This window comes from Kitasatospora sp. NPDC101447, from assembly GCF_044767225.1.
GTDB lineage: Bacteria > Actinomycetota > Actinomycetes > Streptomycetales > Streptomycetaceae > Kitasatospora.
This window is the reverse complement of the sequence record NZ_JBIWNL010000002.1, coordinates 575,725-587,691: the sequence shown is the minus strand read 5'-3', so window position 1 is coordinate 587,691 and position 11,967 is coordinate 575,725. Positions and strand designations below refer to the sequence as shown.

Here is an 11,967-nt window from a genome sequence, read left to right as displayed (position 1 = left end):
CGTCGAGCGCGCGAATTTCACGGCCCGCCCGGCCTCGGCCCGTCGTGGTGGCTACGGCCCGTCGTGGTGGCCTCGGCCCGGCGAAGTGGCTACGGCTGGTCGTCGTGGCTACGGCTGGTCGGGCCGCCCGGCGAAATCCAGGACGGTGACGGAGGGGCGGCGGGCGGACAGGCCCGGGGTGGTCAGGGCGAGCGGCAGCAGGGCGCCGACGAGCCCGCGTCCGCCGGTCGGCCGGACGTCCCGCACCGCCGACACCGCCGGACCGGCGGTGCGGAGCTTGTCCCGCTCGCCCGCGTCCATCGCCCACGGCATCGGCGGCGGCCCGTAGCCGTGGGACCGCATCCTCCCGTTCATGGTGAGCCGGCCGAACCAGCGCGGTACGGCGTCCAGCACGAGTGAGCCGCCCGGGAACCGCTCGGCGCAGCCCGCGATCAGGGACTTCACCCGGGCCGGCGGGAGGTACATCAGCAGGCCCTGGGCGGTGATCAGGACCTCACGGCTGCGGTCGACCTCGTCGGCCCACCCCAGTTCGGTGGCCTCGGCGGCCAGGTAGCGCTGGCGCGGGCCGGGCGGCAGCAGCTTCTCCCGCAGCGCCACCAGGTCGGGCAGGTCCACGCTCAGCCAGCGCGCCCGTCCGTTGTCGACCCGCCAGTACTGGGTCTCCAGGCCGTCCCCCAGGCAGACCACGGTGCCGCGCGGCTCCCGTGCCAGGAAGTCGGCCACCTCGCGGTCGAAGCAGGCCGCGCGCAGGGCCTGGAGCTGGGCCTGGGTGCCGTTGGTGCCGAACCGCTCCGCGAACGGGTAGTCGATCCGGTCGACCAGGTCGACGGCCTCGGGGTCGTGGAGCACGGTGTCCGGCCGGCGCGCCTCCAGCGCCCGGTGCCACAGCGTCCACAGCGCCGTCTCCGGCACCGCCTCCAACTCGGGCCGCTCCACCGGCTCGGGCCGGTCCGCGCCGACAGTCATCGCTCGCTCCTTCGACGTGCTCCGCGCGTGCTCCGCGCGAGTCCCCCACGGGCTCCGTGGACTCCGTGACTTCGTGGGCCCCCGTGGGCTCCGCGCTCGGGCAGGCTTGAACCCGCCGATTCTGACACCGGCCGGGCCGGCCCGCCCGGCCCGACGCGCGGCTCAGCCCACGCTGAAGGCACCGTCCGGCGGGGGCGGCGAGTCGGTGGCGTCGGCGTCCGTCACCGGTGCGGTGCGGCCCACCAGGGCCGCGAGGTCGTCCCCCTCCACCAGCCGGGCCGGGAAGATGTCGCCCGCGAACAGCCGGGCCAGCTCGGCCACCGGCAGCGGCGCCGTCGACCCGGCCAGCAGCACGTTGCCGTACCGCCGCCCGCGCAGCACCGACGCCTCCGCCACCAGGCACACGTACGGGAACACCGCCCGCACCGTCGCCGCCTGCGCCCGCGCGAAGGCCAGCGGCGGGCCGTCCGCCAGGTTCGCCGCGTAGCAGCCGCCGTCGCGCAGCGCGGCCGCGGCGAGGCCCAGGAACTCCACCGAGGTGAGGTGCGCGGGGGTGCGGGAGCCGTGGAAGACGTCGGCGATCACCAGGTCCTGCGAGCCCGCCGGGACGTCGGCGAGCGCCGCGCGGGCGTCGCCGACGCTCGCGGTGATGTCCGCGCCGGGGCCCTGCCAGGGCAGGTGCTCGGCGACGAGGTCCAGCAGCGGCCCGTCCACCTCCACCACCCGCTGCCGCGACCCCGGCCGGGTGGCGGCCAGGTAGCGGGGCAGGGTCAGCGCGCCGCCGCCGAGGTGCAGCGCGGCCAGCGGCTGCCCGGCGGGGGCCAGCGCGTCGGCGAGGTGGCCGAGCCGCCGGGTGTACTCGAACTCCAGGTGCGTCGGGTCGGCGAGGTCGACGTACGACTGCGGGGTGCCGTCCAGCGTCAGCAGCCAGCCGCCGTCGCGGTCGATGTCCGGCATGAGCTTGGCGAACCCGAGGTCGGTCCGCCGACCGACCGGCACCGGCTCGTCGTGGTCGTCCGGCCCGTCGTGCTCGTCCGGCCCGTCGTGCTCGTCCGGCTCGTCGTGCTCGGAGGTCACGCGTGCTCCCCGACCGGCTGCACGTCCAGGTAGGCGGCCAGCCAGTGGTCCAGCTCGGCGAAGGTCTGCGTGCGGGCCTTCTCGCCGGACAGCACCAGGTCGTGCATGCCGCCCTCGATCCGCACGATCGTGACGTGCCGGCCCAGCTTGGGGCCCTGCGCGGCGATGTCGTCGGCGCGCAGCACGGCGTCGGCGTGGTGCAGGGCGTTGTGCCACTTGGTGGTGGCGATGGACTTGGTGGAGGCCATCAGCAGCACCGGCACGTCGATCCCGAGCCCGTGGCGCAGCCGCCGGTGCCCCTGGTGGATCGCCGACAGCCAGCCCGCGAACAGCGGGAAGCCCTCGGCGGGCTTCAGCGTGAGGTCGAAGTCCCACTCGCCCCGGTGGTCCTTGTGCAGGCTGTGCGTGTAGTGCGGGTTCATCGTCGACGGCAGGACGCGGGTCGGCGCCAGCCGGCCGATCGCCGTCACCGCGGGCCCGCCGAAGGTGCGCGCGGCCTGCGAGGCCGGCATCGACAGGAACGGCGAGTTGAGGAACAGCCCGTCCACCAGGCCGCGGCCGGCCCGCCGCCCCGCCCACAGCGCCGCCACCAGCCCACCGGTGGAGTGCCCGTTCAGCAGCAGCTGCCGGTGCCCGTCCACCTCCCGGATGACGCGGACCGCCTCGTCGATCTCCTCGTCGTACTCGGCGAGGCTCCGGACGAAGTTCGGCGACTGGTGCGGGCGCAGCGAGCGGCCGTACTTGCGCAGGTCGAGCGCGTAGAAGGAGAACCCGAGCGCTGCGTAGTGGTCGGCCAGATTGGTCTGGAAGAAGTAGTCGTTGTACCCGTGGATGTACAGCACGGCCCGCTCCGCCCCGGGCACGACCCGGCGCACCAGCGTCGCGCAGACCGTGCCCTCGTCGTCGGGACGCAGCTCCAGCTCCGCCGCCTCGTAGGGGGCACCCAGGATGTCTTCCCGAAACTCCATCGCCGCCGCACCGATCCTTCGCTCCGCCTGCCTCCGTGCGGCAGGTGACCACCCGTTCCGAGCCACGACGATACCGGCCGGTAGCCACCGGCCGCGCGGCGGAGTCCCGGACCGCGCCGGGTCGCCGTCCCCTCGGAGCCTGCCGGGAGGTGGGCGGGGCAGCCCCCCGTGGATACCGTCGCGCACCGGCCCGGGGCACGCTCCGCGCCTCCCCGCCCCTCCTCGTGCGCCTGCTGTGCGCCGGTGCGGATGTGGAACGCTTCCCGCACAGGGAAGGCGAGTTGGGGAGGTTGCATGCAGCAGGGGCACAGCGATCCGTCGCTCTACCGGTCGGCTTCCGAGGCCATCGCGGCGCCACCGGAGAAGCTCGCGTACGTGGCCGGGTTCGACCGGGCGGGGCGGCGGCCGGACGCGCTGCTCACGGTGGACACCGATCCCGCGTCGGATTCCTACGGCAAGGTCCTGAACTTCGCCGAACTGCCCACGCTGGGCGACGAGTTGCATCACTTCGGGTGGAACGCGTGCTCCAGTGCGCTGGCGCACGCCTGTCACGAGAACCCGGAGCGGCGCTTCCTGCTCCTGCCCGGCCTCCGCTCGTCCCGGCTGCACGTGATGGACACCCGGCCGGACCCGGTGCGCCCGCGGCTGGTGAAGACCGTCGAGGCCGCGGAGCTCGCGGCCAAGGCGGGCTACTCGCGCCCGCACACCCTGCACTGCGGCCCGGACGGGGTGTTCCTGTCCTGTCTGGGCGCCGGCGGGGGCGCGGACGGGCCGGGCGGGGTGGCGATCCTCGACCACACCACCTTCGACGTGCTGCGGGCCTGGGAGACCGAGCGCGGGCCGCAGCACTTCGCGTACGACGTCTGGTGGCACCTGGGCACCAACGTGGGGGTGACCAGTGAGTGGGGCACCCCGTGGATGGTCGAGGACGGCATGGTGCCGGAGCTGCTGCTGGGCCGCAAGTACGGGCACGCGCTGCACTTCTGGGAGCTGGACTCGGGCCGGCACCTGCAGCGGATCGACCTCGGCGACCAGTACCAGATGGTGCTGGAGCTGCGTCCGGCGCACGACCCGCAGGCCGAGTGGGGGTTCGCCGGGGTGGTGGCGAACGTCGAGGACCTGTCCTCCTCGATCTGGCTCTGGTATCGCGACGGGCCGGCGTTCACCGCGCGCAAGGTGATCGAGATCCCGGCCGAGCCCGCCAAGGCCGAGGACCTGCCGCCCGCGCTGCAGCCGTTCGGCGCGGTGCCGCCGCTGGTCACCGACATCAACCTGTCGGTGGACGACCGCTGGCTGTACGTGTCGGCCTGGGGCACCGGCGAGCTGTTCCAGTTCGACGTCTCGGACCCGTTCCACCCGCGGCTCGCCTCCTCGGTGCGCCTCGGCGGGGTCGTCGCCCGCACGCCGCACCCGGCCGAGCCGGGGCGGCCGTTGAGCGGGGCGCCGCAGATGGTGGAGATCAGCCGGGACGGCCGGCGGCTGTACCTCACCAACTCCCTCTACGGCGCCTGGGACGACCAGGTCTACCCGGACGGCATCGAGCCCTGGATCGTCAAGCTGGACGCCGACACCGGGGCGGGCGGGCTGAGCGTCGACGAGCGGTTCTTCCCGCACGGCGCCGACTTCCGGGGCCTGCGTGTCCACCAGACGCACCTCGCGGGCGGCGACGCGTCCTCGGACTCGTACTGCTTCCGGTGAGCGCTCAACGCTGCAGCGCCTGGTCGTAGCGGACCCGGTCCAGCGGCAGTCCGGCGGCCACCAGCCGGCGGCGGACGGAGTCGACCATGCCGACCGGTCCGCTGACGCAGGCCAGGTGGTCGCGCCAGTCGCGCGCCGTCGCGACGGCGTCGGCGAGGCGGCCGGCGGTCACCGGGGCGAGGGTCAACCACGGCTTGTGCAGGCCGAGTTCGGCGAGCGCCTGCCAGTCGTAGAGGTCGGCGCGGTCCCGGGCGCCGACGAACAGGTGGACCCGGCGGCCGGGGGGCCGGTGGGCGGCCTGCTGCTCGACGATCGCCTTCATCGGGGCGAGGCCGGTGCCTCCCGCGACCAGCAGCAGGTCGCGGGCGTCGCCGTCGGGCAGCAGGCTGCCGCGCGGCGGGCCGAGGCGCAGCCGGTCGCCGACGGCGGTGTGCTCGACCAGGGCGGCGCTGACCCCGTCGGGGCCGGTGCGGCGGACGTGGAACTCCAACTCGTTGTCGGCGCGCGGGGCGCAGCCCATCGAGTACTGCCGCCAGGTGTGCGCCAGCGCCGGGTGTTCGACGGTGCCGTACTGTCCGGCGCGGTACGGGTACGGTTCGCCGGTGCGCACCCGCAGCACGGCGAGGTCGGGGCGGCGGCGTTCGTGGCCGGTCACCACGGCGTGCCAGTACGGGGGTTCGGTGAGCGCGGAGTCGGCGCCGGCGACCATCGCGCCGACGGCGAAGCGGAGCATCCGCACCCAGGCGGCTTCCAGCTCCTCCGTCCGGTACTCGCCGGCGCGGTGGCGGATCGCCGCGCACAGGGCTTCCTCGAAGGCCTCGTAGTGGACCGGGCGGACACCCAACTTCCGGTGGTCCCGGCCGAGTTGGCGGAGCGTGTGGCCGAGTTCGGCGGGCTGGTGGAGATGCTCGATCAGGTGGTGGAAGATCCGTTCCAGGTGGGTCTGCTGGAACTCCATCGAGTCGGGGAAGAGCGGGCGCAGGTAGGGGCGGCGACGGAACATGACCGCGTAGAGGTGGTCGATCAGCTCGGAGAGCGGGGCGACCAGGTGGAGGTCACGCCGGATCAGGTGCTGGTCGGCGGCGCCGTCGTACCCGCCGCTCCCGCCGTCACCGCCGTACCCGTCGTACCCGCCGTCACCGGACCCGTGGTCGGCGTAGCCGAAGTCGCCGCCGGAGGAGGCGGACGGCGCGAGGAGTCGACGGCGTAGGCGCATCGCGTGGTGACGGGCGATCAGCCGGTCGTACTCGGCGGTGGCGGTGCCGCTGGCAAGGTGCGTGCTGCTGCTGTTGTCCATGTCCTGTCCAGTCAACTGCGCGGCCGCCGAACGCGAGAAGGGCCGATCGCCCCGGACGGACCCGGGACCATCGACCCCTTGCCAAGCGTTGGTCTGACGGCCACGCAGCAACCCACACCCCACCGGGCCGGTGCCGCTAGCGGGACGCCTCGGTGGCGGAGTCGGCCGCGTCCGACGCCGTCCCGGCCTGGAACTCGGTCGCCGCCCAACTCGCCAGCAGCCGCAGCGACTCGGCCGAAGCCGAGCCCGGTTCGGCGTGGTAGGCGACCAGCACCTGGTCGGCGTCACCGGTCGGGCGCAGGGTCTCGTACTGCAGGCTGAGGGCGCCGACCACCGCGTGGTGCAGCCGCTTGGTGCCGTGGCCCTTGTCCCGGATGTCGTAGGTGGCCCACAGGCGCCGGAAGTCCTCGCTCTTGACGGAGAGTTCGCCGATCAGCGAGGCGAGGTGGGGGTCGTCCGGGTCGCGCCCGGCGTCCAGCCGCAGCATGCCCACGATGTCGCTGGCCTTGCCCTCCCAGTCCACGTACAGGCGGCGGGCGTCCGGGTCGAGGAAGACCTGCCAGGCCATGTTGCGCTGCTCCGGCGGCAGCACGGCGAAGTCGCCCAGCAGCGCGCTGCCGAGCCGGTTCCAGGCGATGACGTCCAGGCGGCGGCCCAGCACGTACGCGGGCACGCCCTCCATCGCGTCCAGCAGCTGCTGCAGCGCGGGACGCACCCGCTGCACCCGGGCGGCGGCCCGGCCGGAGCGGCGCCGGGCGGGCTTGGTGAGCCGGCCGAGGTGGTCGCGTTCGGCGGGGCTGAGCCGCAGGACCCGGGCGATGGCGTCCAGCACGGCGACCGAGACGTTCTCGCCGTGGCCCTGTTCGAGCCTGGTGTAGTAGGCGGTGCTCACTCCGGCGAGCTGGGCCAGCTCCTCGCGGCGCAGCCCGGGCACCCGGCGACGGGTGGTGGTGTGCGGCAGCCCCACGTCCTCGGGCCGCAGCCGGGCGCGGCGGGATCGGAGGAACTCGCTGAGTTCGGTGCGCTGGTCCATGTCTGCAGTATGCGGGCGATCCGGCGCCCCGGGGCGGGCGAGGGTGACACTGCCGTGCGTACCCTCCGCAGACGTAGGCCCGGCCGACCTAGGCACGGCCCGCGTACGTCCGGCCCGCGTAGGTCCGGCCCGCCTACGTTCGGCCCGCCTACGTCCCGGCTTCGTACGAAGACCTCGGGTCTGGTTGGCCCGATCGCGGCGCCGCAGTCTGTGGGCATGACGAACGAGACGACGAAGACCACCACGAAGACCACCACGAACACCCCCGGCACCACCCGCACCGTCGCCGCCTACGCGGCGCAGCAGCCCGACGCCCCGCTGGCGAAGACCACCGTCACCCGCCGGGCCGTGGGCGAGCACGACATCGTGATCGACATCCGGTTCTCCGGCATCTGCCACTCCGACATCCACCAGGTCGGCGAGGACTGGGGCACCGGCATCTTCCCGATGGTCCCCGGGCACGAGATCGCCGGCGTGGTCGCCGAGGTCGGCCCCGGCGTGACCCGCTGGAAGGTCGGCGACCGCGTCGGCGTCGGCTGCTTCGTCGACTCCTGCCGCGAGTGCGACAACTGCCGGGCCGGTCTCCAGCAGTACTGCACCGGGGAGGGCGGCGCCGTCTTCACCTACAACGGCACGGGCAAGGACGGCCTGCCGACCTACGGCGGCTACTCCACCGAGCTGGTGGTGGACGAGGCGTACGCGCTGAGCATCCCCGACAACCTGCCGCTGGACGCCGCGGCGCCGCTGCTGTGCGCGGGCATCACGCTGTACTCGCCGCTCGCCCACTGGGGCGCGGGCCCTGACAAGAAGGTCGCGATCGTCGGCCTCGGCGGCCTCGGCCACATGGGCGTGAAGCTCGCCCACGCGATGGGCGCGGAGGTCACCGTGCTCAGCCAGTCGCTGCGCAAGCGCGAGGACGGCCTCAAGCTCGGCGCCGACCACTACCGGGCCACCTCCGACCCGGCGACCTTCGGCGAGCTGGCGGGCAGCTTCGACCTGATCGTCAACACCGTCTCCGCCGACCTCGACCTCAGCGCCTACCTGGGCCTGCTGCGCACCGGCGGCACGATGGTGCAGGTCGGCGCGCCGGAGAAGCCGGTGTCGGTCAACGCCCACGCGCTGCTCGGCGGGCGCCGCTCGCTGGCCGGGTCGATGATCGGCGGCCTGCCGGAGACCCAGGAGATGCTGGACTTCTGCGGTGAGCACGGCATCACCGCCGAGATCGAGCTGATCCGGGCCGAGCAGATCAACGAGGCCTACCGGCGAGTGCTGGCCGGCGACGTCCGGTTCCGCTTCGTGATCGACGCCTCGACCATCTGATCCGGGGTCCGGGGGTCGGGGCCGTCCGGTCCGCGGCCGCCTCCGCTCGAAAGTGCCGCGAAGGCCCCGCGCGAAGGTGCCCCGCGCCCCGGTGCTCTCCCGTCACCAGGGCGCGGGGCCCCCGCGTCAGACCGAGGCGGTCTTGGCCGCGTGCCGCTCCTCGCGGCGGTCCAGCCGCCGCTGCCGGCCCCGGCGCAGCGGCTGGTCGGGCAGCCAGCCGAAGGTGAGGCAGGCACCGACCACCCCGAGCAGCATCCCGATCAGGAAGCCGCCCAGGTTGGACGTGACCCAGCTGCCCAGCGAGGCCAGCACGGCGAGGATGGAGTAGAACAGCCGCTGCGCCGGGTTGAACAGGATCAGCAGGCCGCACAGCACCATCACCGCCGGCACCAGGTACCCGGCCAGTCCCTGCATCCCGATGTGCAGGACGACGGGCAGCGGGGCCCGCAGGGTGAACAGGATCTCGGCGCCGCCGAGCAGCACCAGCAGCCCGCCCCAGAACGGCCGCCTGCCCCGCCAGTCGCGCTTGGCCGGGCGGGCGGGGGGCCCGGCGGCGGGAGCGGCGGCGGTGCCGGGCGCGGCGGCCGTCCCCTCGGCCACCGCCTCCTCGGCCCGCGCCGCGGTGCCCTCGCCGGTCCCGGCCGGCTCCGGTACGGACTCCGTCATGCTCAGCAGCCCTGGGAGCTGAAGCTCAGCCGCAGGTTGGGCAGTTTGAACCCGACGGCGGTGCTCGCGTAGTTGTGCTGCTTGAGGTTGGTCAGCAGGACTGTGTCGGCCTGCTGGCCGAAGACGCCCGGGTTGCCCTTGCCGACCGGGCCGGCCTTGGTGAAGGTGCTGGCGTCGCCGCCGATCTCGATGTTGGTGAACTCCGCGTCGCCGGAGAGCAGATCGGAGTCGGTGGTGAGGTTGGTGGCGGAGACGGGGGTGCCGCCGTCGCCCGCGTGGATCACCAGGTTGACGCCGCCGAGGTCGACGCTCTGGCACAGGTTGGTGATCTGCGCGGTCTTGATCGCCGACACCGCGACCAGGACCTGGCCGCCGGTGGAGCCCGCGTTGGGGCTGTCGGGGATCATCGAGTCCAGCGAGCCGAACTGGGCGAAGCCCTGTCCGTCGAGCTTGTCGGCGGTGATGGTGAACGGCATTCCGGAGATGGAGAATTGGGCGGCGAGCACGCCCTGGGCGGTGAGCGCCATCAGGACGCCCCCGGCCGCGATGGCCGGCACGGCCATCAGAGCGGTGCGCTTGAGCCGGACCCGGCCTCTTCTCGGCGCGGCCGGCTGGGGGGTCTCGGCCGCGGCGGCGGCGTCCTCGGACATGGCCATGTGTGCTCCCTCTGGGTGGATTGGGTGTGCAGGCACTGGCACGTTGTCCTGGCGCGGACAGCGTTGCGCGGCCCGACCGGGCCACCCGCCCCTCGGCAGCGGGGCGGGTCCGGTTCGGAGCGCGGTAAGTAACTGGGAAGCTACTGCCCGGTATTGGCCGGGTCAATACGGGTGCACGAAGGATCTTCACCAATCCCGGCCCCGAGCCGTTCGGCCGTCTCCGCCGGGACCGTTCGTACCGGCGCCTCCGCCGCCCCGGGCCGTGCGGCCGCCTCCGCCGGGCCCAGCCGGATGGCCTCGGCCTCCTCCGCCGGGCCCAGCCGGACGGCCGCCTCCGCCGGGCCGAGGAACGGCGCCAGGCAGAACATGCTCAACACCGGCAACAGTTCGGGCAGTCGATCGGTCCGGCCGGAGGCGATCCCGCGGTAGAGCGCGCTGTAGACGCCGCCAACCACCGCGTCCACCATCTCGTCCACCCGTACCCCGCCCGGCAGTTGGGGGACCTCGGCGAAGAACGCCCGGAACCTGGTGAGGAGTTGTTCGCGCTCACGCCGCCCCTCCGCGCCGACCGCCTCGATCTCGATCACCGCGATCGTCGCGAACGCCGGTGTCCCGGCGAGCAGTTGGAGCATCGCGCCGAGCGCCTGCCGGATCCCGTGGCACCAGTCGGATTCGGCCGCGAAGGCCCCCGCCATCCGCCGCAGCACCACCCCGGTGCCGTACCGGTGCGCCGCCAGGAAGGCGTCCTCCTTGCCGCTGAACAGCTCGTAGAAGACCGGCCTGGTCACGCCCGCCGCGCGGCAGATGTCGCTCACCGTCGCGTGCTGGTAGCCGCGTTCGGCGACGGTCTGGACCAGCCCGTCCAGCAGCCGCTCGCGCTGGGTCGCGGCGACCACGCCGGCGGGCTGCCGGCGCGGGCCCGGCTTGATCGACCGGGCGGGGTCGCGGCCGGTCCGCGCACCGGGCAGCAGGACCACGTCGGCACTCCGGAGGTAGTTCCGATCCATCACCAACTCCTGTGTCCTGTATTGACATTGACGCAACAGCGGGTTTACAACACTGACAGGTTTCCAACCGGTGGGCGAGCAGGCCCCCACCGGCCGACCTCCAGGGGCTCCCAGGATCCGGGCGAACCTCCCGGACCACGGGACCACGGCGGGCGCAGGCCCGCGGCGGTGGCAGCCGCCGACGTGCACCCCCACAGCACCGCACGTCCGCAACGACTCGGCGCAGTACCACTGCGCAGCGCCTTTGCCCAGTGCCGCTCCGACATGACGCTCCGCAGTGGGCTTCGCGGAGCGGATGCGCAGAGCCACTTCGCAGGGCCACCTCGCAGGACCACTTCGCCGAGCCGCGTCGCAGGGCCGCTCCTCAGCGCCGCTGTGTCGTGCACCGCCGTCCGAACACACCTCCGTACCGCACGAGCGGGCCCGTGGCGCCGGGCCCGCCCGCACCGCGGCCCCGCCGGAGCCCCCGGTACGCCATGCACCTCCCCCGTCGTGCACACCACCACACCCGCACGCCGGGATTCCCCCCACCCGTCCCCGGGACGGAGAGAGGTACCCTCATGCGCATCCGCCGCACCCTCGCCACCGCCGCCCTCGCCGCACTCGCCCTCACCGGCGCGGCCGTGGCACCCGCCGAGGCCGCCACCGCCGTACTCACCACCGGAAGCCCGGCCGGCCCGGCCGTCGCCGTCGGCGACGTCCTGAGTGCCAACCTGGTCTCCGGCGGCTTCGCCACCTTCTACAACAGCGCCACCGGGACGAGCGGCATCAAGTGCGCCGCCTCCTCCTTCTCGGCGACCGTCACCTCCAACCCGGCCGCCCCGGGCAGCGCCGTCGAGCAGCTCAACACCCAGACCTTCGGCTCCTGCACCTCCAACGTCCTCGGCGTCACGGGCGTCAGGAGCATCACCGTCACCAACCTGCCGTTCACCAACACGGTCAGCGACGCCCCCGGCAACCCGGTCAAGCTCACCCCCGGCGCAGCCGGCCCGATGGGCACCACCGTGGTGCTCAGCACCATCCTGGGCAGCATCAGCTGCAACTACCAGAACGCCACCGGGATCAACGGCACCACCTCGAACACCGGCAACACCATCGGATTCTCCGCCCAGCCGTTCACCCTGGTCTCCGGCCCCGGCCTGTGCTTCTCGACGGGCTACTTCAGCGCCACCTACGGCCCGGTCACCGACACCTCCGTCGCCGGCAGCCCGGTCATCTTCGTCAACTGACGCAGCGGGCCCACCGGTTCGACCCGCGGCGTACGGCCCCGGCAGGCCGT

At 73.7% G+C, this 11,967-nt stretch carries 11 protein-coding genes; 3 read left to right on the top strand and 8 right to left on the bottom strand.

The genetic code is table 11. The features are described from left to right. Positions 1 to 108: 108 nt before the first annotated feature. The 3 genes from ACIRST_RS04990 to ACIRST_RS04980 form a co-directional block, all read right to left on the bottom strand. Positions 109 to 966: a class I SAM-dependent methyltransferase gene (locus ACIRST_RS04990; protein WP_350525345.1), complete on the bottom strand. Its 858-nt coding sequence runs from the start codon at positions 964 to 966 to the stop codon at positions 109 to 111. Positions 967 to 1,128: 162 nt separating this feature from the next. Then, on the bottom strand, positions 1,129 to 1,923 hold the full coding sequence (locus ACIRST_RS04985) for a spermidine synthase (protein WP_402800154.1): 795 nt from the start codon (positions 1,921 to 1,923) through the stop codon (positions 1,129 to 1,131). A 116-nt stretch (positions 1,924 to 2,039) separates the two neighbouring features. Beyond that, positions 2,040 to 3,011, bottom strand: a complete 972-nt coding sequence (locus ACIRST_RS04980) for an alpha/beta hydrolase (RefSeq protein WP_402800114.1) — start codon at positions 3,009 to 3,011, stop codon at positions 2,040 to 2,042. 294 nt (positions 3,012 to 3,305) lie between these two features. On the opposite strand from ACIRST_RS04980, the gene ACIRST_RS04975 reads away from it, so the two are divergent. Beyond that, positions 3,306 to 4,709: a selenium-binding protein SBP56-related protein gene (locus ACIRST_RS04975; RefSeq protein ID WP_402800112.1), complete on the top strand. Its 1,404-nt coding sequence runs from the start codon at positions 3,306 to 3,308 to the stop codon at positions 4,707 to 4,709. 4 nt (positions 4,710 to 4,713) lie between these two features. On the opposite strand, the gene ACIRST_RS04970 is transcribed toward ACIRST_RS04975, so the two are convergent. Continuing rightward, positions 4,714 to 6,006 (bottom strand): globin domain-containing protein, encoded by a 1,293-nt coding sequence (locus tag ACIRST_RS04970; protein WP_402800111.1) that lies wholly within the window; start codon positions 6,004 to 6,006, stop codon positions 4,714 to 4,716. A 136-nt stretch (positions 6,007 to 6,142) separates the two neighbouring features. Further along, positions 6,143 to 7,039, bottom strand: coding sequence for a helix-turn-helix domain-containing protein (locus ACIRST_RS04965; protein ID WP_402800110.1), 897 nt, complete (start codon positions 7,037 to 7,039; stop codon positions 6,143 to 6,145). A gap of 216 nt (positions 7,040 to 7,255) precedes the next feature. Between ACIRST_RS04965 and ACIRST_RS04960 the strand changes: the two genes are divergently transcribed. Beyond that, complete coding sequence (locus ACIRST_RS04960; protein ID WP_402800109.1) at positions 7,256 to 8,359, top strand: NAD(P)-dependent alcohol dehydrogenase; 1,104 nt, start codon at positions 7,256 to 7,258, stop codon at positions 8,357 to 8,359. A 126-nt stretch (positions 8,360 to 8,485) separates the two neighbouring features. Here the strand turns inward: ACIRST_RS04960 and ACIRST_RS04955 are convergent, their stop codons facing one another. From ACIRST_RS04955 to ACIRST_RS04945, 3 genes are all read right to left on the bottom strand, one after another. Continuing rightward, on the bottom strand, positions 8,486 to 9,025 hold the full coding sequence (locus tag ACIRST_RS04955; protein WP_396552066.1) for a DUF6114 domain-containing protein: 540 nt from the start codon (positions 9,023 to 9,025) through the stop codon (positions 8,486 to 8,488). A gap of 2 nt (positions 9,026 to 9,027) precedes the next feature. Further along, positions 9,028 to 9,681: a DUF6230 family protein gene (locus tag ACIRST_RS04950; protein ID WP_402800107.1), complete on the bottom strand. Its 654-nt coding sequence runs from the start codon at positions 9,679 to 9,681 to the stop codon at positions 9,028 to 9,030. A gap of 140 nt (positions 9,682 to 9,821) precedes the next feature. After that, entirely contained in the window at positions 9,822 to 10,688 is an 867-nt protein-coding gene (locus ACIRST_RS04945; protein ID WP_350525353.1) for a TetR/AcrR family transcriptional regulator, read from the bottom strand. Positions 10,689 to 11,248: 560 nt separating this feature from the next. Here ACIRST_RS04945 and ACIRST_RS04940 point away from each other — a divergent pair. Beyond that, positions 11,249 to 11,917, top strand: a complete 669-nt coding sequence (locus tag ACIRST_RS04940) for a Tat pathway signal sequence domain protein (RefSeq protein ID WP_350525354.1) — start codon at positions 11,249 to 11,251, stop codon at positions 11,915 to 11,917. Positions 11,918 to 11,967 lie beyond the last annotated feature (50 nt).

Coding starts and splice junctions, on each gene's coding strand:
- ACIRST_RS04990 (WP_350525345.1), bottom strand. CDS start 966: ATGACTGTCGGCGCGGACCGGCCCGAGCCGGTGGAGCGGCCCGAGTTG.
- ACIRST_RS04985 (WP_402800154.1), bottom strand. CDS start 1,923: ATGCCGGACATCGACCGCGACGGCGGCTGGCTGCTGACGCTGGACGGC.
- ACIRST_RS04980 (WP_402800114.1), bottom strand. CDS start 3,011: ATGGAGTTTCGGGAAGACATCCTGGGTGCCCCCTACGAGGCGGCGGAG.
- ACIRST_RS04975 (WP_402800112.1), top strand. CDS start 3,306: ATGCAGCAGGGGCACAGCGATCCGTCGCTCTACCGGTCGGCTTCCGAG.
- ACIRST_RS04970 (WP_402800111.1), bottom strand. CDS start 6,006: ATGGACAACAGCAGCAGCACGCACCTTGCCAGCGGCACCGCCACCGCC.
- ACIRST_RS04965 (WP_402800110.1), bottom strand. CDS start 7,039: ATGGACCAGCGCACCGAACTCAGCGAGTTCCTCCGATCCCGCCGCGCC.
- ACIRST_RS04960 (WP_402800109.1), top strand. CDS start 7,256: ATGACGAACGAGACGACGAAGACCACCACGAAGACCACCACGAACACC.
- ACIRST_RS04955 (WP_396552066.1), bottom strand. CDS start 9,025: ATGACGGAGTCCGTACCGGAGCCGGCCGGGACCGGCGAGGGCACCGCG.
- ACIRST_RS04950 (WP_402800107.1), bottom strand. CDS start 9,681: ATGGCCATGTCCGAGGACGCCGCCGCCGCGGCCGAGACCCCCCAGCCG.
- ACIRST_RS04945 (WP_350525353.1), bottom strand. CDS start 10,688: ATGGATCGGAACTACCTCCGGAGTGCCGACGTGGTCCTGCTGCCCGGT.
- ACIRST_RS04940 (WP_350525354.1), top strand. CDS start 11,249: ATGCGCATCCGCCGCACCCTCGCCACCGCCGCCCTCGCCGCACTCGCC.